Raw genomic sequence first — 21,204 nt, 5'->3', positions numbered from 1 at the left:
CGTAGAGGCAGAAATCAGCCAAACATCTGCAGAAACTTAACAATCTTACGGGTGCGGGCGCTGAACAGCTTCGGCGTGAAGTAGGACCCGGCTGCCCGCTTGTTCACTTCCGCTAGGGTCGGATAGGGAACAATCATGCTGGCGAGCTTGGACAGTTTCACCCGTTCTTGGACGGCATAGCACCAAAGTTGAATGATTTCACCGGCATTTGGCCCAACGACTGAGGCGCCATAGACGCGGCCTTTGCGGATGATCACCTTCACCATGCCATCGCCCTTCGCCTCGGCCGAGGCGCGGTCATTCTCATGGAAGGACCAGCGGGCGATTTCAAAACCGCCATCGCCAAACTGCTCGCGGGCTTGCTTCTCACTCATCCCGACATGGGCCAGCTCTGGCTCAACATAGGTGACCCAAGGCAGGGCCGTGTAGTCCACCTTGGCTGGCATCTTGAACAGCAGGTTTTTGATGATCACCCCAGCATGGTACCCGGCGATATGGGTGAATTGCGGGCCACCGGCCACGTCACCAATCGCATAGACCTTACGGTTGCTGCTGCGCAGACGATCATCGACGGTGATGCCACGGCGATCGAAGGTGATACCGGCGGCTTCCAGGTTCAGCTTACCGACATTGGGGCGACGGCCAGCTGCGATCAGCAGGTCCGTGCCTTCAATCCGTTCCTCAACACCGTCCTTGGTGATGATGACGGCGATGCCATTGCCGCTTTGCTCAACCCGCTCAACGGCGATCTGCTCTTTGAGCTCAACGCCTTCTTTGATCAGCTTTTGCCGGATCACGTCGACCAATTCGGGATCGTCATTGGGCATGATCTTGCCCATATCCACGATTGTCACAGCCGAGCCGAGGCGGCGGTGGGCTTGGCCCATCTCAACCCCAATGGGGCCGGCACCGATCACGATCAGATGCTCTGGCCGTTCCAGCTGCTCGAAGATCGTCTCATTGGTGAAATAGGTAACCTCATCTAAGCCAGGGATTGGTGGCACCGCGGCATGGGAGCCAGTGGCGACCACAATCTTCTTGGCCTTAATGCGGTAGTTGCCAGCGCTGACCGTGTTCTCATCAACGAACTGGCCGTATTCTTTGATCACCCGCACGCCGAGACCTTCAAAGCGCTCAACGCTGTCCATTGGGGCGATGCCGGCAATCACGCTTTTCACATGACCTTTGACCTTCGCGAAGTCGATCTCTGGTTCATGGCCATTCACGCCAAACTGGCCAGAGGTGCGCACCTCTTGCGCGGCCTTCGCTGCCCGCAGTAGGGCCTTGGACGGGACACAGCCATAGTTAAGGCAGTCACCGCCCATCTCACCGCCCTCAAGCAGGGTGACATCAACGCCGAGTTGGGAAGCGCCAGCGGCAACCGATAGGCCGCCAGAGCCAGCACCAATCACCAGAATGTCTGTTTTAACGTCGTGGGCCATGATCTTGGTTCCTAAGGGGTAGCAGTGGGTGCGTTAGTTTTGGGTGGCTTTACCGGCGCGCAGCTTCTTATAGGCCACTGGGATCAGTGACAGCACGGCAAGGCCAAGAATTGGGATCAGCACGCTGGGGCTGAAGATGATGGATAGGTCTGGGGTCTCCCCCCGCTCAAACACAGCGCCAAGGCCGTTGCCAACTGAGACGAAGACAAAGCTGCCTGGCATGATGCCGAAGAAGGTGGCAAGCGCGTAGGTGCGAAGCTTCACCCCGAGGAAGGCCGGGACCAGGTTGACCAACCAAAATGGGAAGAGGGGGACCAGGCGGAGCACCAGTAGATAGGACAGCGCATTCTCACTGAACCCTTGTTCAAACTTGGTGAGCCAGGGGCCAACCTTGCCCCGTAGGGTATCGCCGAGCGCGGTCTTGGCCGCGATGAACACCGCAACCGCACCAATGGTTGCGCCAACCACGGTGGCCAGCGTGCCGGTGATGAGGCCAAACATAAAGCCGCCCGCGATGGTCAAAAACACAGCACCGGGCAGGGATAGGGCGACGGAAACCGCATAGGCCAGAACGTAGAGGCTGATCGCGACAATGAAATGCTCCTGAACGAAGGATGTCAGGGTCTCGCGATGATCAGACAGGGCCTGGAACGACAGATATTGATGGGCACCGGTCAGATAGACGGCCACCGCACCGGCAACAATAACGGCCAGCGGCAACAAACGCTGCCAAAGCGGCTTTGCCTTGCTGGTCTCCTCAACCGCTGGGTCAGCGGAGTTGGTTGCCAAGGTGGTCTGGCCTTCAGGGTCAGTCATGGTCGGTTCCATGGTGGTGTCGGCGGGCATAACGCGGTGGTTCCATTACAATGTCAACGCACCCAGTCATGTACCGCCAGGTCGATCACGCGCCAGTGACAAACGCTTGACGTTGCGTTGATCACGCCGTGAGGTGGCTGTGAATGACAGTGTTTGGCAGATAAGAAAGCGGGCTGCTGTTGACTCGGGCCGCGCTCGCACCCTATATACCGCGCTTCGCAAGACGACTGAATTTTTTGACCTTCTCTTTAGTTAAGGAGTTCGTGCTGTGAAACGCACGTTTCAGCCAAGCAATCTGGTGCGCAAGCGCCGCCACGGTTTCCGCGCCCGCATGGCCACCAAGGCCGGTCGGATGGTGCTTTCGCGCCGTCGTGCCAAGGGCCGTAAGAAGCTGTCGGCATAATCGCCCAGCGATAGCGGCAACCGGCCAGGATGCCTAACCGCATGACCGGCCGAACATATCACCTGAAGACCTTGAAAAGGCGGGCGGATTTCGTCCGCCTTAATCGTCGTGGAAAACGTGCAGCCATGCCAGGTCTGGTATTGCAGGCAGCACGCAGCATATCGCCCGACAGTGAACCAGCCGATAACGGGTCAGACCCGGTAATCCGGGTTGGCTTTACCGCAACCAAGAAGCTTGGTGGCGCGGTTGTTCGTAACCGGGTGAAGCGACGCCTGCGCGCCGTTGCCTCGGATGTGCTGCCTGTGCTTGCCAAGCCAGGGCACGATTTCGTACTGATCGGGCGCCCAGCCAGCCTGACGCGAGCCTATACCGATCTGCATGATGATCTGGTTCGTGCGCTGGACAAGTTGGGCGCCAGATCTGATCAGGCGGCAAGTTAAAGGAACGGCCCTCTCATGAGTGGGGAAACACCAGCAAAACCAGGCGCATCTAGGCCAAACGGACTCATCCGTGTGCTGACGCTGCCATTGCTGGCGCTAGTCTATTTTTACCGCTATGTGATCTCGCCACTAATTGGACCCAGCTGCCGGTTCCAACCTACCTGTTCCGAATATGCTCTCGATGCTTTAAAGCTGCACGGCCCCGTGAAAGGCACCTGGCTAACCGTCAAACGGATAAGCAAGTGCCACCCCTGGGGTAGCCACGGTTACGACCCGGTCCCGGGTGCCCATTCCTGCTGTAATGGGCATGGAAAATCAGCGGCTAAGTAAGACGACTTCTCAACACGCTCACCAAACGACCTTGAAACAGGCCTAACGCCCATGCGCCCGCAACATGAAATGCCCGATCAACGCAATCTGATCCTCGCCGTCGTTTTGTCGGTGTTGGTGATCCTGGGCTTTCACTTCTTCTATGAGCAGCCCCGCCGCGAGGCCATTCAAGCCCAGCAGGAGCGGATGGCCGCTGAGGCTGAGCTGCAGCAGGAACAGCAGCAGCGCGTGTTAAGCGATGGCGACCTGCCGACCCCGGATGATGTCGCCCCTGTTTCTGAAACCATTGCCGCCGGTGCAGTTCGCGACCGTACCGAAGTGATTGCCGAGACCGATGCCCGGCTGAAGATCAATACTGCCCGGCTGCACGGCTCAATCAACCTGGTCGGTGGTCGTATTGATGACCTGACACTCGCCGATTACCACGAGACGGTGGAGCGTAAGCGGGAGGTGGCACTGCTGTCCCCAGCGGGTAGCGATCAGCCCTATTACGCCAATCTTGGCTGGATTACCCAGGATGACGGGGTAACCGTCCCTGATGATGACAGTGTTTGGACCGTTGTCGGCGACAGTGGCACCGAACTGACCCCAGACACGCCGATTACCCTGCAATGGTATAATGGCGCTGGCCTTACTTTTGAGCGTCGCATCTCGGTTGATGAAGATTACCTCTTCACCGTTGAGCAATCGGTGATCAACACCACCGATGCGGCCGTCACCCTGTTCCCATACTCATTGGCGGCCCGCCGCAACCTGCCTGCGGCCACGCAGCTTTTCATCCTGCATGAAGGCCCGCTCGGCGTCTTCGATGGCAAGCTGACCGAACGCGGCTATGACGCCCTGCGTGATGAGGCGTTCGACGGCAATGGCCGGGTTAGTGAACGGTTTGAGAGTGATGGCGGCTGGATCGGCATCACCGATAAGTACTGGCTGGTCAGCCTGATCCCCGATACCAATGCCCGGATCACCGGTCGCATCAACTACCGCGACACCCGCGATCAGTTTCAGGTGGACCTGCTTGGCCAGGGCCGTGAGATCGCTGCTGGTGAGACGGTCAGCGTAACCTCCCACATTTTCGCCGGTGCGAAAGAGGTGACGTTGTTGGATCGCTATAGCGAGGTCTATGGCATCCCACGCTTTGACCGCGCGGTTGATTTTGGCTGGTTCTACTTCCTGACCAAGCCGTTCTTCTATGGCCTCGACTTCCTGTTCGATCTGTTGGGTAATTTCGGTTTGGCGATCCTCGGCTTCACCGTCCTGCTGAAGCTGGTATTCTTCCCGCTTGCCAACAAATCTTACAAGTCGATGAGCAAGCTGCGTCAAATCCAGCCACGGATGCTGGAGCTGCGGGAGAAGTATGAAGACGACAAGATGCGTCTGCAGCAGGAGATGATGAAGCTCTACAAGGAAGAGGGGGTAAACCCGCTTTCTGGTTGCTTGCCGATCCTGATCCAGATCCCGGTCTTCTTCGCCCTTTATAAGGTGCTGTTCGTCACGATTGAGATGCGGCATGCGCCGTTCTATGGCTGGATCACCGATCTATCGGTGCCGGACCCCACCAGCCATTGGAACCTGTTTGGTCTGCTACCGATTGATAGCCCCGGTTTCCTCGCTGTTGGCATTTGGCCAATCCTGATGGGCATCACCATGTGGCTGCAGATGCGCCTGAACCCAACACCCCCGGACCCGATCCAGCAGAAGGTGTTCATGTTCATGCCGATCATCTTCACCTTCCTGCTCGCCACCTTCCCGGCTGGCCTAGTGATCTACTGGACCTGGAACAACGTGCTGTCGATCATCCAGCAATCGGTGATCATGCACCGCATGGGTGTGAAGGTGACGTTCTTCGGTAAGGACAAGCCGGATACGGCAGAGTGACCACGGGCCCGGTCCTGGTGATCTTTGGCGGTCTGCCCGGCAGCGGTAAAACCACCACGGCCCGGGCACTGGCTGATCACCTGGACGCGTTCCATTTGCGCATCGATACGATTGAACAGGCCATCCAACGATCCGTCCTAAAGGTGGATCAGGTTGAGGATGCGGGCTATCTCGCGGCCTACGGTGTTGCCGGTGACAACCTTCGTGGTGACCGTATCGTCATTGCTGACAGCGTTAATCCCATCGCCCTAACCCGGGATGATTGGGTCGCCGTCGCCACCAAGGCCAACGCCAAGTTCTTAGAAGTTGAGGTGGTCTGCTCAGACCAGGTTGAGCATCGCCGCCGGGTTGAGGAACGGGTGGCGGACATTCAGGGGCATAAGCTCCCAACCTGGCAGGAGGTGTTGGACCGGGAGTACGAACCCTGGTCCGAACGCGCAGCGGGCAAACGCCTGGTGCTGGACACGGCGCGCCTGTCCTGCGAAGAGTGCGTCACCGAGATTGAGCAAGCGCTGAGTAAGCTTTGAACGTCCCCTTTTGTTGATTGTAAGCCCGTGACGAAAGACATCACCCCATCCCTGACCGCCGGTGCCGAGGACGAGGCAAAGGCCACGGGCCGTAAGCTGTTTGCCGGGCCTTGCGACTTTATGTTGAGCGTGGTGTCCCTCGATCAGCTACCGGCCGAAAGCCTGCCAGAGATTGCCTTTGCTGGCCGCTCCAATGTGGGCAAATCCAGCCTGATCAATGCGCTGACCGGGCGCAGCACGATTGCCCGCACCTCAAACACACCGGGCCGGACCCAGTCGCTGAACTTCTTCGATTTGGGTGGCCAGCTGCGGCTGGTTGATATGCCGGGCTATGGCTATGCCAAGGTGCCGAAGCCGGTGGTTGAGGCCTGGACCGCGATGCTGAAAGAGTATCTGCGGGGCCGCGTGCCACTGCGCCGGGTTTGCGTTCTGATCGATAGCCGCCATGGGATTAAGGATCGGGACACCGACATCCTCAAACTGCTCGACCAATCCGCCGTGCCGTATCAGGTAATCCTGACCAAGATCGATAAGATCAAAGCGAGCGAGCTTGAGAAGTGCCTAGAGCAGACCAAGACGCGCCTGGTGAAGCACCCGGCTGCGCATCCTGAGGTGATTGCCACCAGCTCAGAGAAGGGCATCGGCCTCGATGATATTCGGGCCAGTCTCACGATGTTGGCTGTTTAACCGTCTGAGCGGGTATTGATGCACAGGACAAGGCGGGTCTTGCCTTGCGCCTTAATCGGTGGGGAGCGATGGACGATGCCGGTCTTACCCATGGCACAGGATCCGGCGAACAGGCTGACGTCACCTGCCATCATGTCGTGGCAGGGGCCACTCCAACTATCCCGTTCGGCCAACACCTCGGCGCCTAGCTCTGGGTTCACCCATTGGGTGCCTGGACCGTAATAGGTGCAGAGCAGGCGATAATCGACACTATCGCGGTGCCAAAACCGGCAGGCATCACTGCGCACCAGCTGAATGCGCACATCCAGAAACTTAGATTTCGTAATGCCCTGAAACATCTCGGCGAGATGGGTCATGTCATTGGCTAGCGCCTGGCGTGTTTGCGTTGCCTCATCGCTGTCAGCGGGTTGCTGATAGCATTCCTCCAGCATCATGCCGATCTCATCAGCCCGGGCGACAAAGCGGCCATGGGGCGTCTGCTCCGCCGCTAAGGCACGCAACTGGCGGCCGAGCCCGGCAACACTTAGATCGTGTGATCGTTCCCAAACCGCCATGCTGGTTCGGGGGTGGTTAATCGACCGTAAGACGGACGGGTCCTTATCAATCGCCACCTCGCGGGTCGGGGCTATTGATGAGTTAGCGGCCTCAAACGCGATGGCTGATGCGGACATGGCTTAGGCTGCCTGTTGTCCAAGGACCCAACGCGGGAATGGGTCTTTGAGGTCTTTCCAGTCTTCTGGGTCGAACTTCATCGCATCTTCAACATCGACGAGGCAGGCATCCAACGCGGCGGTGATTTCTTCTTGATCAATGCCGCTGCCGATAAACACCAGCTCTTGTCGGCGGTCACCATAGATTGGGTCCCAATACTGGGAGATGGTGCGCTTCCAGCCCTCATCCTGTGGCCAGCGGTTCATTGGCACGGCCGCCCACCAGAAGCCCATGGGCTCATGCCGAACAATGGCGCCGGCCCAGCTTAGATCGCCGACAAAGGCATCACGGGTCGCGAGCCAGAAAAGCCCCTTGGCACGGATAACGCCGGGCCAATCCTTCTGCAGGAAGTCAAAAAAGCGCTGCGGGTCAAACGGGCGGCGGGCGCGGTAGACAAAGCTGCCGATCCCATACTCTTCCGTCTCCGGCACGTGGTCGGCAAAGCCATAGAGCTCTTTGAACCAGAGCGGGTGCTCTTGCGCCTTTTCAAGGTCGAACTTACCGGTGTCCAAGACCTCTTTCAGGTTCACCTGGCTCTGGCTGGTTTGGATCAGCTTCGCCGATGGGTTCAGGGAGGCGATGATTTTGAGGGCGGCATCCCGCTGCTCTTCCGTCGCGGTGTCGATCTTGTTCAGGATGATGACATCGGCGAACTCAATCTGATCGACGAGCAGATCAACCAGGGTGCGGTCATCCTCCTCACCCAAATTCTCACCCCGATCAGCGAGGAAATCGGTAGAGCCGAAATCGTTCAGCAGGTTCACCGCATCCACCACGGTCACCATGGTGTCGAGGCGTGAGACATCGGCTAGGCTAACACCATCCTCATCACGGAAATCAAAGGTGGTGGCCACTGGCAGTGGCTCGGAAATACCGGTGCTCTCAATCAGCAGGTAATCGAAGCGCTTCTCTTCAGCCAGGCGGGTCACCTCAGCCAGAAGATCATCGCGGAGGGTGCAGCAGATACAGCCATTCGACATCTCAACCAGGGTTTCTTCGGTCCGGGAGAGGTTGGCGCCGCCTTCCTTGATCAGGTTGGCGTCGATATTCACCTCGCTCATATCGTTGACAATCACGGCGACCCGCAGGCCCTCACGATTGTTCAGGATATGGTTCATCAGCGTGGTTTTACCGGCACCCAAAAAGCCAGAGAGAACCGTTACCGGTAGCCGTGAATCCGTCATGCCAAGCCGTCCCAACGTCGCAAAATGTTATAATGTAACAGTTGTTGTATGATAACATTTTGGCAGGCGCCAAGGATAAACAAGGCCCGCTGTTGAAAGATTTTCAAAGCCGTTTAAGCGCCCGGTTGTTCGGTGGCTAGCTGCCCCTGCGGGGTTGGCCAGATACGTAGCATCCAGGCCATGAAGGCGATGAACACCAGGGTAAAGGCAACCCGCCCAACCAAGATGATCCAGATGTCCGCCCCAAAGGCGAGGAAGAACAGCGTGTCCTCAATAATGCCGTGGGAAAGACAGAGTAGGGACATGGCCAGCAGCTTTGCCCGCGGTCCCACCGGGTGCTCCTGCGCGGCCTGGATCAGCAGCCCACCGCCATAGGTAATGCCAAGCATCAGGCCGATGGTGGTTGCCGGCGCTAGTCGCGGATCAATGCCGATGATCTTGAGCAGGGGCTCAAGGCTGCGGGTGAACCAACCGATCACGCCGATCTTCTCCAACACATCCAGCAGGATGAACAGCACGACGATAATGCCCAGGATCGTTGCCATGGAGCTGACGGTACCAATCGCCCACTCAACCCAGCCGACACTGCCGCCAATCTCTGGCACCCAGGTCAGCATGAACGGCTCAGCGAGCCAGCCGGTCGCCTGACAGATCTGCCAGGTGATGAAGCCAAAGAGCAGGGCGCCAAAAATGCGAATGAAGGAGGTGACGAGGAAGTTTGCCCCGGCTCGCTGGATGATCGCCGCCTCAACCGGGATGGCGTGTGCGATCAACATCATGGCGCAGAGGATACTGTGCTGGGCCACGGTCATATCCATGCCGGGCATAAGGGTCAGATAAGCCCCCATCCCACCATAGGTGCCGGTTAACAGGGTGATGGCCCAGATCAGCCCAGCCTCTGCTGGCAGGCCGACCAACCCAACCACGGGGACCAGTACCTCACCCAGCCATTCGGTGGCGCCAAGCTGCTCGCCGATACGGACCAGAACCATGACGGGCAGCATGATTTTGGCCAGCGCCCAGAAGGTGCTTAAGCTCTTTTTGCCGAGGGTTTTCAGATAATCATTCATGCGGAAATTGCTTTTTTTGCCGAGGGTTTTCAGATAATCATTCATGCGGAAATTGCTTTCGAGCTTCGGTTTTTATGGGCGAAATCGAGGGCAAATTCCACGGCGGCCTCGGCATGGAGGCGGGTGGTATCAAAGGCGGTGACGGGTGGGTCCCCAGGGAGATCTTGAGGGGACAGGAGGAGGCCGATCTCAGTGCAGCCAAAAATGACGCCGTCAGCGCCAGCCGCGATTTCGCGATTGATGACCTGCAGATAGGCATCGCGTGAGAAAGTTTCGACCACCCCCTGGCAAAGTTCTTCATAAATAATTCGGTGCACGGTCTCACGGTCGGCCTCATTCGGCACGGCAACCTCAATCCCGTGATGGTCGCGCAGATGACCGCGATAGAAGTCCTGCTCCATCGTAAACCGGGTGGCGAGGAGGAGTGGACGCTTACACCCCGCTTGTTTAATCGCGGCTGCGGTCACATCGGCGATGTGGATCAGCGGGATGTTGACCGCCGCCGTCACGGCATCCGCACTCTTGTGCATCGTGTTGGTGGCGATGATCAGGCAGTCGGCGCCAGCACGCTCAAGGCTCTGCGCTGCCTCGACCATCAGGCGGGTCGCGTTGTCCCAATCGCCAGCCATTTGATAGTCCGCGATCTCTTTAAACTCGAGCGAGTTTAGGATCACGCTCGCGGAGTGGAGGCCGCCGAGGCGTTCGCGAACTAGGCGGTTGAGGTGCTGGTAATAGGTGACGGTGCTTTCCCAGCTCATCCCGCCAATGACGCCGATTGTTTTGATTGGTGTCTTCGTCATGTCATCCAGCCTTAAGTCTCGCTTACCCCCGAATCGCAGCTTCAAAATCTTTGAAATCCGGGTGCTGATTTCTAAGCGCAGCATAGCCGCCATCCTGGAACGCCCATAGATCGGTGCTCGCAACCCAGCTATTCAGCCCATGTTTGCCGCCGCCGCTTACCGGCTTGTAGGTTGGTGGCTGGCTCAACCCGACGCCAACAGATGCGTGGCCAATACGATGACCGATGATGACAAGCTTGCCGCAGCCAAAGAAGCGGCGATGAAAGACATGGACCCACTTGCCAAGGCACGCGTGCTCTCCGAGGCGCTGCCCTATATGCGCCGCTACGCCAAGCGGACCTTCGTCGTCAAATATGGCGGCAGCACCATGGGCGATGTGGAGCTGGGCGATCAGTTCGCCCGAGATATCGTCCTGCTGAAGCAGATCGGCATCCACCCGGTGGTGGTCCATGGCGGTGGCCCACAGATCGGCAAGATGCTCGACCGTGTCGGAATTGAGAGTGAGTTCGTCGATGGCCTGCGGGTCACCGATAAGGCCGCCGTTGATGTGGTCGAGATGGTCCTGGCCGGTTCCATCAACAAGCAGGTGGTGGCCTCGATTAATGCCGCGGGCGGTAAGGCTGTCGGCATCTGCGGTAAGGACGGCACCATGATCCGGGCCGAGCGCCTGCGCCGCACCACTCGCGACACCGACAGTAATATTGAGAAGATCATGGATCTGGGCTTCGTGGGTGAGCCAGCCCAGGTCGACCCGGAAATCCTCTCAATCTTTGAGCGCTCAAACCTGATCCCGGTGATCGCACCGATTGGTATCGGGCCAGAGGGTGAGACCCTAAACATCAATGCCGATACGGCGGCCGGTGCTGTTGCGGGTGCGATTGGTGCCGCGCGCCTGCTGCTGCTGACCGATGTGCCGGGTGTGCTCGATCAGGATAAGAAGCTGATCAAGCAAATGACCATCAGTGAGGCCCGCAGCTACATCAAGGATGGCACGATCTCTGGCGGCATGATCCCCAAGATCGAAACTTGCATCGCCTCAATTGAGGCAGGTGGTGAGGCCGCCGTGATCCTGGATGGCCGCACGCCGCACACGCTGTTGCTAGAGATTTTCACCGAAGGTGGTTCCGGAACGCTAATTGTGAGGGATTGATGGAGCTGGATGTCGATCTGATTTCCGTACTGGTTGGCCTCGGTGCCGGTTTGGCCGCTGGCGGTCTGGTGGCCTATGCCGCAACCTCGCGTTGGAAGGCGCGGCATGGGGAATTGGAGCGACAGGCGGAGGCTGTCTCGGTTGAGCGGGATAAGCTGACGGGCGAGAACGACAGCCTGAAGACCAATATCAGCCAGCTTGAAGCCCGCAATGCCAAGCTGGGCGCTGAGGCGGAGGCGCAGCAAAAGGCCTTCGACATGGCCCAGCGCAACATGACCTCCACCTTTGAAGCCCTGGCCGGTAAGGCGCTCAAGGGCAGCACCGATGAGTTCCTCAAGGTCGCCGAGCAACGGTTCAAGCAATTGCAGAGCGAGGGCGGCAACGACCTCGATAAGCGGCAGGAAGCTATCGCCGCTCTCGTAAAACCAGTGCAGGAAAACCTGTCCCAAATGCGGGACCAGCTGACCCAGCTCGAGAAAGAGCGGGAGGGTGCCTACCAGTCCCTCCGCCAGCAGGTCACCGCGATGGGCGAGCAGCACCAGGTTTTACGTGACGAGACCCGGAAACTGACCACGGCGCTGCGCGCACCCAAGGCCCGTGGCGCCTGGGGTGAGCTGCAGCTCAAACGTGTGGTTGAGATGGCGGGCATGCTCTCCCATGTCGATTTCCACGAGCAAACCTCGATGGAGACCGAGGCGGGGCGCCAGCAGCCCGATATGGTTATCCGCCTACCCGGTGGGCAACGCATTGCCGTCGATGCCAAGGTGCCGTTGGAGGCGTTCCTAAACGCCGCCGAGCATTCGGAAGAAGCGACCCGTGAGAGCTATTACGCAGCCCATGCCAATGCGGTGGCCAAGCATGTGAAGGATCTGGGCAAGAAGGCGTATTGGAATGCCCTCGATTTCAGCCCGGAATTCGTCGTCATGTTTGTGCCTGGTGAGCATTACTTCTCGATCGCGCTCGACCATAAGCCCGAGCTGATCGCCGAGGGCATGGAGCAGCAGGTGATCATTGCGACCCCAACCACGCTTCTGGCCCTACTACGCGCCGTCCATTTTGGCTGGCGGCAAGAGCAGTTGGCCGAGAGCGCGCGGGAGATCGCAGCCCAGGGTAAGGTCCTTTATGACCGTCTCGGCACCATGGCGGGGCATGTAAACAAGGTCGGTAAGCGCCTCGATGGTGCGGTGAAGGATTACAACGCCATGGTCGGCTCGCTCGACCGCAGCGTGATGCCCGCCGCCCGTAAGATGGGTGAGCTTCAGGGGCTGGTAGAAGATCAGCATGAACAGCCGCTGGCCATCGAGCAGATTGAGGCAACACCCCGCGACCTGCAGGCGGAAGAGTTCACCGAGACCGGAATCGCCGCGAACCAATCTTGACCTGACGCCCGAAAACGTTAGGTGTTGGCTAGGTTTTCACACCAGCTAGCTTTGAGCCATGGCCCTTCTTCCGATTGTTACCGTTCCCGACCGTCGCCTGCGCGAGAGATGTAAGCCTGTTGCTGATGTCACGGATGAACATCGCCAGCAGCTCGAGAATATGCTCGACACCATGTACAAGGCGCCAGGCATTGGCCTTGCTGGTCCGCAGGTTGGGATTATGGAGCGTATTCTGGTCCTCGACCCCGCCGATGAGGGGGAAGAGCCCCAGCCCTTCAAGATCATTAATCCAGAGATCGTCTGGGCATCAGAGGCAAAGAGCAGCTTCAATGAAGGCTGCCTCTCCATCCCTGAGCAATATGCCGAGATCGAACGCCCGGCCAAGGTCGCGGTCAAGTTCCTCGATGAAGAGGGCAAGAGCCACGAGATCGAATGTGAGGGCATGCTGGCCACGATCATCCAGCATGAGATGGACCACCTCGACGGTGTGCTGTTCGTCGATTACCTGTCAAAGCTGCGCAAGAACATGCTGATCAAGAAGGCGCAGAAATACATGAAGACGCATCCAAGTGATGAGTACGCCGAAGGCTAAGGCTGGCGGTTAACCCAACCAATAGGGACATCACATGCGCATCGCTTTCATGGGTACGCCGGACTTCTCCGTCACGGCCCTCCGCGCCCTGATCAATGCCAAACACGATGTGGCCTGTGTTTACTCCCAGCCGCCACGTAAATCTGGCCGTGGGCATAAGGAACAACCGTCCCCGGTTCATGCGGCAGCGTTGGGGGCGGGGATTGAAGTGCGCACGCCGGTCAGCTTGCGCAATGAAGAGGCCCAGGCTGAGTTTGCCGCCCTGAACCTGGATGCGGCAGTGGTGGTCGCCTATGGCCTGATCCTGCCCAAGGAGATTTTAGAGGCGCCGAAACACGGCTGCTTTAACATTCATGCCTCGCTACTGCCGCGTTGGCGTGGGGCCGCCCCGATCCAGCGGGCGATTGAGGCCGGTGATACGGAAACCGGCATCACCATCATGCAGATGGATGAGGGGCTGGACACCGGCGCCATGCTGATGGTCGAGGCCACGCCGATCACCCTCGATGATGATGCGGGCACACTCCATGATCGCCTATCGGCCATGGGTGCCAAAATGATGGTTGAGGGGTTGGAGCTTTTGAATGCCAACCGCTTGATCCATACGCCGCAACCGGATGACGGCGTAACCTATGCCGCCAAGCTGGAGAAGGCGGAGAGCGAGATCGATTGGTCCCTACCGGCCAAAGAGATTGAGCGCCGCATCCGTGCCTTCCGCCCCTGGCCGGGTAGTAAGGCCACGATCGGTGAGAAGGGGGTCAAGGTCCTGGCTGCTAGCCTCGCCGATGGTAAGGCGGGTGCTGAACCGGGCACGATCCTGGATAAAGCACCGGTGGTCGCCTGCGCTGACGGCACCGCCCTGCAGCTTGATCAACTACAACGCCCCGGCAAGGCGGCGGTTGATGGTGCCGCCTTCTGGAACGGTATGAAGACCCTGACCGTCGGCGACCGCCTATCATGAGTGCCGAAGAGCCGTCAGAGCCATCAGAGCCGTTACAGCGATGGAAGCTGACCATTGAATATGATGGTGGCAACTACCTCGGCTGGCAGCGGCAAGAACACGGACCCAGCATCCAGGGTGAGCTTGAGGCCGCCATGGCGAAATTCGTCAGTGGCGAGGCGCCAGATCTCTATGTGTGTGGGCGTACTGATGCCGGGGTTCATGCGCTGGGGCAGGTGGCGCATGTGGATTTGCCCCCCCGCTATGATGCCAAGGCTGTGCGTGATGCCACCAACTTCCATCTGGGTGAGGCACCGATTGCCGTACTGACGGCAGAGCAGGTTGATGACGCGTTTCATGCCCGCCTATCCGCCAAGGGACGTGCCTATCAATATCGCATCCTAAACCGCCGCGCCCCGCCGGGCCTGGATGTGGGCCGGGTCTGGCATCTGGGTGCTCCGCTTGATGTTGAGGCGATGGTTGAGGCGGCAAAACATCTGATTGGCCATCATGATTTCACCAGCTTCCGGGCAACCCACTGCCAGGCAAAATCGCCTGAGAAGACATTGGACCGATTGGACGTGTCAAAGCGGGGTGAGGAGATCTGGATTGAGGCAGAGGCCCGCTCGTTCCTGCATCATCAGGTCCGCAACATGGTCGGTACACTCCGGGACTTCGGTACCGGTCGTTTTCAGCCTGCGGAGATGAAGAAAATCCTGGGGGCGAAGGATCGCAGTGCGGCCGGTCAAACCGCCCCTTCTGACGGTCTCTACTTTGTCAGGGCGATGTATTGATGACGATCCCAGAGACGATGTTTGCCATCGTGACCACTGGCAATGGTGGCTACGAAAAGCTTGATGCCAAGCAGGTTCCCGTCCCGGTCATTGAACCGCATGAGGTGCTGCTAAAGGTGCTGGCCGCCGGGGTGAATAACACTGAGATCAACACCCGTCTTGGTTGGTACTCATCCAGCGTTACCGGCAGCACCGATGAGGCATCCAGTGATGCACCAACGGTCGATGGTGATGGCGGTTGGAATGAGGCGACACCCTTCCCGATTATTCAGGGCACCGATTGCTGTGGTCTAGTTGAGCAGGTGGGCGATGCCGGTAATCCAAACCTGTTGGGCAAGCGGGTGATTGTTCGTGCCTGCATGCGCCCCAACGGCTTCGACAGCTTTGACAATATCTGGATGGCCTCTGACTTCGATGGTGCCTTCGCCCAGTATGTGAAGGTACCAGCGAGCGAGGTATTTGCCGTTGAGTGTGATTGGTCGGATGCCGAGTTGGCCACGATCCCATGCGCCTATGGCACGGCTGAGACGATGCTACACCGTGCGTCGGTTGGTGGGGATGATCATGTGTTGGTGGCTGGTGCCTCTGGCGGCGTGGGGTCGGCCACCGTACAGCTGGCTAAACGTCGCGGCGCCAAGGTGACGGCAATCGCCGGTGCGTCAAAGCTTGAGGCGGTGCGTGCAATCGGGGCGGATCATGTTATCGAGCGTGGCGCTGATTTGGTTGCCGAACTGGGCGAGCAAAGCGTCAGTGTGGTCATCGACAATGTGGCCGGGCCGGGCTTTCCCGCCATGCTCAAAGTCCTGGCACGCGGTGGGCGTTATGCCTCCTCCGGTGCCATTGCCGGGCCGATCGTCGATCTCGATATGCGCGATATGTACCTGAAGGACATCACGCTTTTCGGCAGCACTGGCTGGGATGAACCCGTTTTTCCCGATCTGGTTGGCTATATCGAGCGGGGGGAGATTAAGCCCCTGCTGGCCAAGACCTTCCCGCTTGCCGACATCGCCGATGCCCAGCGTGAGTTCTTAGAGAAAAAGCACATGGGCAACTTCGTGCTGATCCCGCCGGGCTTGGATAGCGCCTAGCGATAGGTGAGCAGGATGCTGTAGGCGTAGCTGCCGATATAGACCGACATCACCGTCTCAACGATGATCAGGGCGATAGCCAGCGAGCCGGGGATTTCCAGCGCTGTTCGATAGCCAAACCATTGATAGGCAAGGGCGAGGAAGTAGACGATCACCACGCCGCCGCGCCCTTCCTCAAGCGCGAAAACACCCGCCAGTACTAGGAATTGCGGGACCAGCAGAACCATTAGCCGGACCACCATCATCCAATTAAAGACCTGGACGAAGCGTGGGAAGTGGGTGCCGTGATCCATCACCCGCATCAGGGCATGAACGGCGACGAGGAAGCCAAACCACTTCATCAATTCGGCAGCGATCCAGGTGCCAATCCAATGGCCCAGATGGGTGCCCCTGGCCGCCTCCGTTGCGGTGAAGGCCAGCACGAGCTCTGCCTCACTCGCCGTTACGGGCGCGATATCGACCGGGCGCAGCATGGCAAGGGCGATCATGCCCATCAGCAGTAATGGGAGCGTTTGTCGGAAGGATCGGCGGGCAGCCTCTGGCGTGCCGCTAAACAGGCCAATACCATCGGATTTGAACCGCAGCAGCCTTAGCGCACCAAGCAGGGATAGTCGTGCTTCGCCATCATGTTGCATGGCTTTGATACTACGCTGACTAGGCGTCAGAGCCTAGTTACCCGTGCCGCTTTGCCCTGGATCATCAAGCATTGAGGGGACACCCGGTCCAACATCCATCCCGGTGCGCGGCAAGGCTTCAAACAGCTGCTGAACATCTGAGGTGCCGAAATAGGCGAGGCTTAGGGCAAGCAGGGCGGCGGCGGGCATCACCAGGTTCAGGCCAATCTCGGCCAGCACAATCATGGCGGCCTCAAAACCGTGCTCTTCCAGCGCGGCCTTCAGGGTGAAGTAGAGGTAGTAGATGCTGTAAGCGCTAACGGCGAGGTAGATCAGGCCAATACTGCCGCCAAGCCCGGCAACCCCCATCATGATCGGCAGAAGCTCAACCGCCCGGCGCCATAACAGGGTCCAGTTATAGGCGGCAACCGCGGTGGCATAGCGATGCTGTAAGCCACCCTTGCCAAGGAAGCCGTACATAAAGCTAAGCAGGGTTAGCCAGCCAACAATCTGGGCCAGCACCATGACGGCGCCAAAGCGGATCAACAGATCGGATGGTGGTGCCTCAACCTCACTACCAATCTCGGCGCTCGCAACCTCAGACATGGTCTGGGCGCCGTCGACAACCGTGGCGCTGATCAGGATCGCCGAAATTGCGTATAGCCCGATGATGAACCACGCCACATTGAACGAGGCGCGGGCGCTGGCATTCGACCCATCAAAGGCGCCCAACCCACGCCGGTCGAAGCGCGCTAGCATTAAGGCGCCTTGGATACTCTCAGCGATGGTGCTGGTGGACATGGGGTTGGTTATCCGGGGTTGTCAGTTGGCGGGAAGCGCGAAGAAGCGCTCAATAATCCGGTAATAGGCATCACTTAGTCGTTGCAGATCGTGCGCCGGCACCCGTTCGTCAACCTGATGAATGGTGTCACCGATCAGGCCAAACTCAAAAACTGGGCCCATACGGGTGATAAACCGCGCATCAGAAGTGCCGCCACCAGTGGTCATCTCTGGTCGCAAGCCCGTGCTCTCTTCAATTGCCCCAACAACCGCGGCAATCGCTTCATTAGGTTGGGTCAGAAATGGGTGCGCCGAGACGCGGATTGAGAGGTCATAGGGCACGCCAACGCTATCGAGGCGCCGGCGAATTTCTGCTTCCAAGCTCTCTGCTGTGTGTAGGTCGTTAAACCGGCTGTTGAAGGTTGCGGTGCCAGTGCTGGGGATCACGTTATGGGCCGGATTGTCCACATCGATCGTGGTGATCTGCAGTGTTGAGGACTCGAAATGCTCGGTTCCGTCATCCAATGGCTCAGCGACCAGGGTGTTCAGCATGCGCACCAGCGGGTGCAGCGGGTTATCCGCCCGGTGGGGGTAAGCCACATGGCCTTGGACACCGGTCACCGTCAGCTTGGCGGTAAAGGATCCGCGACGGCCGATCTTGATCGTATCGCCCAGCTTTTCAACGCCAGTTGGCTCACCAACCAAGCAGAGGTCGAACTGCTCACCCCGGTCGGCCATCCAATCGAGGATCTTGGTCGTGCCGTTTAGTGCTGGGCCTTCCTCATCACCTGTGATGATGAAGCTAAGGGCGCCTTTATCTGCAGTACCATCGGCAACAGCGGCGGCGGTCGCACTGATAAACGCAGCGATATTGCCCTTCATATCTGCGGAACCTCGGCCGATCAGCCAGCCATCCTCGGTCACGCTCGCATCAAATGGCGGGATGCGCCAAGCGGCCTCATCACCCGGTGGCACCACATCGGTGTGACCGGCAAAGGCGAAGCATTGGCCCTCTTCGGCCTTACTGCCATCACGCCGGGCGTAGAGATTGCGGATCGCTGCGTTGGTTCCCTCAGTCCCCTCACCGAAGGTCATGGTGTGGCAGGTGAAGCCAAGACGCGTTAACAGGCCGGCGACCAGATCAATCGCACCGTCATCCGTCGGGGTCACCGACCGGCAACGGATCAGCGCCTGGGTCAGCGCCAGTGGATCGGTAAGATCAAGCTGATCGGCGATCTGGGAGGGGATCATTGCTTAGTCGATGCCACGCAGCAGTTCGTTGATCGCCGTCTTCGCGCGGGTTTGTTCATCCACGGTTTTGACGATCACGGCGCAGTACAGGCCGGGACCTGGTGTGCCGTCGGGCAGTGGCTTGCCAGGCAAGCTGCCGGGCACAACGACGGAGTATGGCGGCACGCGGCCACGGTGCACCTGGCCGGTGGCGCGGTCGACAATCTTGGTCGAGGCGCCAAGGAACACACCCATGGAGACGACAGCACCACGGCCAACAATCACGCCTTCAACAACCTCGGCGCGTGCGCCGATGAAGCAATCATCCTCAATGATCACCGGGGTGGCTTGCAGCGGCTCCAAAACCCCGCCCAGACCGGCACCGCCGGAGAGGTGCACATTCTTACCAACCTGGGCGCAGGATCCGACGGTGGCCCAGGTATCAATCATCGCGGCAGAGCCAACATGGGCGCCGATATTCACGAAGCTGGGCATCAGCACCGTGTCCTTATCGATGAAGGAACCGTGGCGGACGATAGCGCCAGGAACGGCCCGGAAACCAGCCTCGGTGAACTTAGCCTGATCCCAGTTGTCGAACTTTGAGGGGACCTTATCAAACCACTGGGCATTGCCAGGGCCGCCACCGATTGTGGTGGTTGGGTTCAGGCGGAATGACAGCAGGACGGCCTTCTTCACCCACTCATTCACCTGCCAGTTGCCACCGGCGGTGGTGCCAGCGGGTTCGGCCACGCGGATGGTGCCGTTATCCATGGCATCCAGCGCATCCTCAACCGCGGTGCGGTCGGGGCCCTGGGTGTCGGCATTGATCGTGGTGCGGCGGTCCCAGGCGGATTCAATCGCCTGCTTCAATTGGTCGGTAGACATGGGGATAGCCCTAAAAGCGGTATCGGTTTCAGATAGTTGGTGAGAGATGTGCCGGGCCGGGTGGGCCAAGTCAACAGCCGGTTGCAAACGGTCTGATATGTTCGCCCATAAGCTTAGCTATTGGCGGCCATCTCATGTGGTTTCTCGCCAATCACCTTCGCTAGCCAGACTTCCAAATCATCGATGACATGGTGGACATAGGCTGGCACCTCACCCTTGCCCGGCATGTGGTGGTGATGGGCATCGCCGTGATCTTCACGCAGCCAGACCGTGGTCATACCCCGCTCAGCTGCCGGGCCAAGATTAACGGCCATATCCTCAACCATGCAGGCGCTGCCTGCCGTCACCTTATGATCGCGCAGGAACTGATCGAAGGCATTGCCATCTGGCTTTGGTGCGAAATCCGCTGCCACGATATCAAAGATACCGTCGAAGTGATGGTCGATGGTCAACCGCTCCAGAATGCGGCTGGCATAAGGCGTGGTGGCGTTGGTGTAGATGATCTTACGGCCAGGCAGTTCTTGCAGTGCCTCGTTTAAGCTCGGCGCCATGTCGATCACTGACAGATCGATGTCATGGACGAAATCCAGATAATCATGCGGGTTAATGCCCTTCTCGGTCATCAAGCCACGCAAGGTTGTGCCATGCTTATGGAAATAGTCGCGCTGCATCGCCTTGGCGGCATCGCGGTCTAGGCCAAATCGATCCTCAATGAACTGACCCATGCGCCGGTGCACCTGGACGAAGACGCCATCGCGTGCGGAGTACAGGGTGTTATCCAGGTCGAAGACCCAGGTATCGATATGGTCGAATTGGTTGGTCATGATGGCCAGGCGGTGATGAAGGACTACTGACGACGTCGGGCTTTAAGCGCCGTCGTCAAGGTGCCGTCATCCAAATAATCCATCTCACCACCCACCGGCATGCCGTGGGCGAGGCGGGTAACCTCGGCGCCGCTATCGGCCAATTGCTCGGCGATATAGTGGGCGGTGGTCTGACCATCGACGGTGGCGTTAAGGCCTAGGATGACCTCCGTGACTGCCGGGTCTGAGGCCCTGGCGATCAGCTTAGGAATGCCCAGCTGATCGGGGCCAATGCCATCAAGTGCGGAGAGCGTGCCGCCCAGCACGGCATAGCGGCCCTTAAACGCACCAGTGCGTTCAATCGCCCAAAGGTCACTAACCCTGGCAACAACACAAATCTGGCCGTTATCCCGTTCGGGATTGCTGCAGATCGAGCAGGGGTCTGAGATGTCGATATTGCCGCAAATCTGACAGTCGCGAATGCTATCGGCGGCGGACAAGATCGCCTGGCCTAGCGGGCGCATCAAGCTGTCACGCTTCTGCAGAAGGGCGAGCGCAACACGACGGGCTGAGCGTGGGCCAAGCCCAGGCAAGCGGCCCAAGATTTGGATCAGATTGTCGAGTGCCGGTCCGGCCATCAGTGCTTAAAGTCTGTATCGGG

The 21,204-nt window shown here is 58.9% G+C and carries 24 protein-coding genes; 12 read left to right on the top strand and 12 right to left on the bottom strand.

What is annotated here, in order from left to right; genetic code table 11:
• Window positions 1–14: 14 nt before the first annotated feature.
• Complete coding sequence (locus tag KI792_11900) at window positions 15–1,442, bottom strand: FAD-dependent oxidoreductase (protein MBV6633720.1); 1,428 nt, start codon at window positions 1,440–1,442, stop codon at window positions 15–17.
• Between the two features lie 33 nt (window positions 1,443–1,475).
• Window positions 1,476–2,258: a TVP38/TMEM64 family protein gene (locus KI792_11895; GenBank protein MBV6633719.1), complete on the bottom strand. Its 783-nt coding sequence runs from the start codon at window positions 2,256–2,258 to the stop codon at window positions 1,476–1,478.
• A 268-nt stretch (window positions 2,259–2,526) separates the two neighbouring features.
• On the opposite strand from KI792_11895, the gene rpmH reads away from it, so the two are divergent.
• The 6 genes from rpmH (at window position 2,527) to yihA (ending at window position 6,523) form a co-directional block, all read left to right on the top strand.
• Window positions 2,527–2,661: a 50S ribosomal protein L34 gene (rpmH, locus tag KI792_11890; GenBank protein ID MBV6633718.1), complete on the top strand. Its 135-nt coding sequence runs from the start codon at window positions 2,527–2,529 to the stop codon at window positions 2,659–2,661.
• 41 nt (window positions 2,662–2,702) lie between these two features.
• Window positions 2,703–3,101, top strand: coding sequence for a ribonuclease P protein component (gene rnpA / locus KI792_11885; GenBank protein MBV6633717.1), 399 nt, complete (start codon window positions 2,703–2,705; stop codon window positions 3,099–3,101).
• A 15-nt stretch (window positions 3,102–3,116) separates the two neighbouring features.
• Complete coding sequence (yidD, locus tag KI792_11880; protein ID MBV6633716.1) at window positions 3,117–3,431, top strand: membrane protein insertion efficiency factor YidD; 315 nt, start codon at window positions 3,117–3,119, stop codon at window positions 3,429–3,431.
• Between the two features lie 69 nt (window positions 3,432–3,500).
• Window positions 3,501–5,309, top strand: coding sequence for a membrane protein insertase YidC (yidC, locus tag KI792_11875; protein MBV6633715.1), 1,809 nt, complete (start codon window positions 3,501–3,503; stop codon window positions 5,307–5,309).
• A complete protein-coding gene (locus KI792_11870) occupies window positions 5,306–5,836 on the top strand; it encodes an AAA family ATPase (protein MBV6633714.1) in 531 nt (176 codons plus the stop codon). The genes yidC and KI792_11870 overlap by 4 nt, the downstream gene beginning before the upstream one ends.
• A gap of 120 nt (window positions 5,837–5,956) precedes the next feature.
• Complete coding sequence (yihA, locus tag KI792_11865; protein ID MBV6633713.1) at window positions 5,957–6,523, top strand: ribosome biogenesis GTP-binding protein YihA/YsxC; 567 nt, start codon at window positions 5,957–5,959, stop codon at window positions 6,521–6,523.
• Here yihA and KI792_11860 read toward each other — a convergent pair.
• The 4 genes from KI792_11860 to KI792_11845 all read right to left on the bottom strand — a co-directional run bounded on the left by KI792_11860 (window position 6,520) and on the right by KI792_11845 (window position 10,273).
• Window positions 6,520–7,194 (bottom strand): DUF1826 domain-containing protein, encoded by a 675-nt coding sequence (locus tag KI792_11860; GenBank protein MBV6633712.1) that lies wholly within the window; start codon window positions 7,192–7,194, stop codon window positions 6,520–6,522. The two genes, yihA and KI792_11860, sit on opposite strands and share 4 nt — an antisense overlap.
• A gap of 3 nt (window positions 7,195–7,197) precedes the next feature.
• On the bottom strand, window positions 7,198–8,418 hold the full coding sequence (gene zigA / locus KI792_11855; GenBank protein ID MBV6633711.1) for a zinc metallochaperone GTPase ZigA: 1,221 nt from the start codon (window positions 8,416–8,418) through the stop codon (window positions 7,198–7,200).
• Between the two features lie 113 nt (window positions 8,419–8,531).
• Window positions 8,532–9,533, bottom strand: a complete 1,002-nt coding sequence (locus KI792_11850) for a hypothetical protein (protein ID MBV6633710.1) — start codon at window positions 9,531–9,533, stop codon at window positions 8,532–8,534.
• Window positions 9,530–10,273 carry an aspartate/glutamate racemase family protein gene (locus tag KI792_11845; protein ID MBV6633709.1) on the bottom strand — a complete coding sequence of 248 codons (744 nt, stop codon included), beginning with the start codon at window positions 10,271–10,273 and terminating at the stop codon, window positions 9,530–9,532. Before KI792_11845 ends, KI792_11850 begins: the two co-directional genes overlap by 4 nt.
• Window positions 10,274–10,547: 274 nt before the next feature.
• Here KI792_11845 and argB point away from each other — a divergent pair, with 274 nt between their 5' ends.
• From argB to KI792_11815, 6 genes are read left to right on the top strand one after another with little or no spacing between them, the layout of a single operon-like run.
• Window positions 10,548–11,438 carry an acetylglutamate kinase gene (gene argB / locus KI792_11840; GenBank protein MBV6633708.1) on the top strand — a complete coding sequence of 297 codons (891 nt, stop codon included), beginning with the start codon at window positions 10,548–10,550 and terminating at the stop codon, window positions 11,436–11,438.
• Window positions 11,438–12,817, top strand: a complete 1,380-nt coding sequence (gene rmuC, locus KI792_11835; GenBank protein MBV6633707.1) for a DNA recombination protein RmuC — start codon at window positions 11,438–11,440, stop codon at window positions 12,815–12,817. Before argB ends, rmuC begins: the two co-directional genes overlap by 1 nt.
• 58 nt (window positions 12,818–12,875) lie before the next feature.
• A complete protein-coding gene (gene def, locus KI792_11830; GenBank protein MBV6633706.1) occupies window positions 12,876–13,409 on the top strand; it encodes a peptide deformylase in 534 nt (177 codons plus the stop codon).
• Window positions 13,410–13,443: 34 nt separating this feature from the next.
• Entirely contained in the window at window positions 13,444–14,370 is a 927-nt protein-coding gene (gene fmt, locus KI792_11825; GenBank protein ID MBV6633705.1) for a methionyl-tRNA formyltransferase, read from the top strand.
• The gene (gene truA, locus KI792_11820; protein MBV6633704.1) at window positions 14,367–15,143 is read left to right on the top strand and encodes a tRNA pseudouridine(38-40) synthase TruA; all 777 of its coding nucleotides are present in this window, start codon (window positions 14,367–14,369) and stop codon (window positions 15,141–15,143) included. The genes fmt and truA overlap by 4 nt, the downstream gene beginning before the upstream one ends.
• A gap of 17 nt (window positions 15,144–15,160) precedes the next feature.
• Complete coding sequence (locus KI792_11815; GenBank protein ID MBV6633703.1) at window positions 15,161–16,231, top strand: alcohol dehydrogenase family protein; 1,071 nt, start codon at window positions 15,161–15,163, stop codon at window positions 16,229–16,231.
• On the opposite strand, the gene KI792_11810 is transcribed toward KI792_11815, so the two are convergent.
• The 6 genes from KI792_11810 to recR form a co-directional block, all read right to left on the bottom strand.
• On the bottom strand, window positions 16,228–16,866 hold the full coding sequence (locus KI792_11810; GenBank protein MBV6633702.1) for a hypothetical protein: 639 nt from the start codon (window positions 16,864–16,866) through the stop codon (window positions 16,228–16,230). The two genes, KI792_11815 and KI792_11810, sit on opposite strands and share 4 nt — an antisense overlap.
• A 33-nt stretch (window positions 16,867–16,899) precedes the next feature.
• Window positions 16,900–17,646, bottom strand: coding sequence for a hypothetical protein (locus KI792_11805; protein ID MBV6633701.1), 747 nt, complete (start codon window positions 17,644–17,646; stop codon window positions 16,900–16,902).
• Window positions 17,647–17,667: 21 nt separating this feature from the next.
• Complete coding sequence (gene dapE, locus KI792_11800; protein MBV6633700.1) at window positions 17,668–18,876, bottom strand: succinyl-diaminopimelate desuccinylase; 1,209 nt, start codon at window positions 18,874–18,876, stop codon at window positions 17,668–17,670.
• 3 nt (window positions 18,877–18,879) lie between these two features.
• On the bottom strand, window positions 18,880–19,740 hold the full coding sequence (gene dapD, locus KI792_11795) for a 2,3,4,5-tetrahydropyridine-2,6-dicarboxylate N-succinyltransferase (protein MBV6633699.1): 861 nt from the start codon (window positions 19,738–19,740) through the stop codon (window positions 18,880–18,882).
• A 113-nt stretch (window positions 19,741–19,853) separates the two neighbouring features.
• Window positions 19,854–20,564 (bottom strand): pyrimidine 5'-nucleotidase, encoded by a 711-nt coding sequence (locus KI792_11790; protein ID MBV6633698.1) that lies wholly within the window; start codon window positions 20,562–20,564, stop codon window positions 19,854–19,856.
• A 23-nt stretch (window positions 20,565–20,587) separates the two neighbouring features.
• Window positions 20,588–21,181, bottom strand: a complete 594-nt coding sequence (gene recR / locus KI792_11785; protein ID MBV6633697.1) for a recombination mediator RecR — start codon at window positions 21,179–21,181, stop codon at window positions 20,588–20,590.
• Window positions 21,182–21,204 lie beyond the last annotated feature (23 nt).

The sequence above is a fragment of the Alphaproteobacteria bacterium SS10 genome (assembly GCA_019192455.1).
GTDB lineage: Bacteria > Pseudomonadota > Alphaproteobacteria > TMED2 > TMED2 > TMED2.
This window is presented reverse-complemented; position numbering and strand designations above follow the sequence as displayed.

Excerpts from the sequence above, each read along its gene's own strand:
- KI792_11900 (MBV6633720.1), bottom strand. The coding sequence starts at position 1,442 with ATGGCCCACGACGTTAAAACAGACATTCTGGTGATTGGTGCTGGCTCT.
- KI792_11895 (MBV6633719.1), bottom strand. The coding sequence starts at position 2,258 with ATGACTGACCCTGAAGGCCAGACCACCTTGGCAACCAACTCCGCTGAC.
- rnpA (MBV6633717.1), top strand. The coding sequence starts at position 2,703 with ATGACCGGCCGAACATATCACCTGAAGACCTTGAAAAGGCGGGCGGAT.
- yidD (MBV6633716.1), top strand. The coding sequence starts at position 3,117 with ATGAGTGGGGAAACACCAGCAAAACCAGGCGCATCTAGGCCAAACGGA.
- yidC (MBV6633715.1), top strand. The coding sequence starts at position 3,501 with ATGCCCGATCAACGCAATCTGATCCTCGCCGTCGTTTTGTCGGTGTTG.
- yihA (MBV6633713.1), top strand. The coding sequence starts at position 5,957 with ATGTTGAGCGTGGTGTCCCTCGATCAGCTACCGGCCGAAAGCCTGCCA.
- KI792_11860 (MBV6633712.1), bottom strand. The coding sequence starts at position 7,194 with ATGTCCGCATCAGCCATCGCGTTTGAGGCCGCTAACTCATCAATAGCC.
- zigA (MBV6633711.1), bottom strand. The coding sequence starts at position 8,418 with ATGACGGATTCACGGCTACCGGTAACGGTTCTCTCTGGCTTTTTGGGT.
- KI792_11850 (MBV6633710.1), bottom strand. The coding sequence starts at position 9,533 with ATGAATGATTATCTGAAAACCCTCGGCAAAAAAAGCAATTTCCGCATG.
- argB (MBV6633708.1), top strand. The coding sequence starts at position 10,548 with ATGAAAGACATGGACCCACTTGCCAAGGCACGCGTGCTCTCCGAGGCG.
- rmuC (MBV6633707.1), top strand. The coding sequence starts at position 11,438 with ATGGAGCTGGATGTCGATCTGATTTCCGTACTGGTTGGCCTCGGTGCC.
- def (MBV6633706.1), top strand. The coding sequence starts at position 12,876 with ATGGCCCTTCTTCCGATTGTTACCGTTCCCGACCGTCGCCTGCGCGAG.
- fmt (MBV6633705.1), top strand. The coding sequence starts at position 13,444 with ATGCGCATCGCTTTCATGGGTACGCCGGACTTCTCCGTCACGGCCCTC.
- truA (MBV6633704.1), top strand. The coding sequence starts at position 14,367 with ATGAGTGCCGAAGAGCCGTCAGAGCCATCAGAGCCGTTACAGCGATGG.
- KI792_11815 (MBV6633703.1), top strand. The coding sequence starts at position 15,161 with ATGTTTGCCATCGTGACCACTGGCAATGGTGGCTACGAAAAGCTTGAT.
- KI792_11810 (MBV6633702.1), bottom strand. The coding sequence starts at position 16,866 with ATGCAACATGATGGCGAAGCACGACTATCCCTGCTTGGTGCGCTAAGG.
- KI792_11805 (MBV6633701.1), bottom strand. The coding sequence starts at position 17,646 with ATGTCCACCAGCACCATCGCTGAGAGTATCCAAGGCGCCTTAATGCTA.
- dapE (MBV6633700.1), bottom strand. The coding sequence starts at position 18,876 with ATGATCCCCTCCCAGATCGCCGATCAGCTTGATCTTACCGATCCACTG.
- dapD (MBV6633699.1), bottom strand. The coding sequence starts at position 19,740 with ATGTCTACCGACCAATTGAAGCAGGCGATTGAATCCGCCTGGGACCGC.
- KI792_11790 (MBV6633698.1), bottom strand. The coding sequence starts at position 20,564 with ATGACCAACCAATTCGACCATATCGATACCTGGGTCTTCGACCTGGAT.
- recR (MBV6633697.1), bottom strand. The coding sequence starts at position 21,181 with ATGGCCGGACCGGCACTCGACAATCTGATCCAAATCTTGGGCCGCTTG.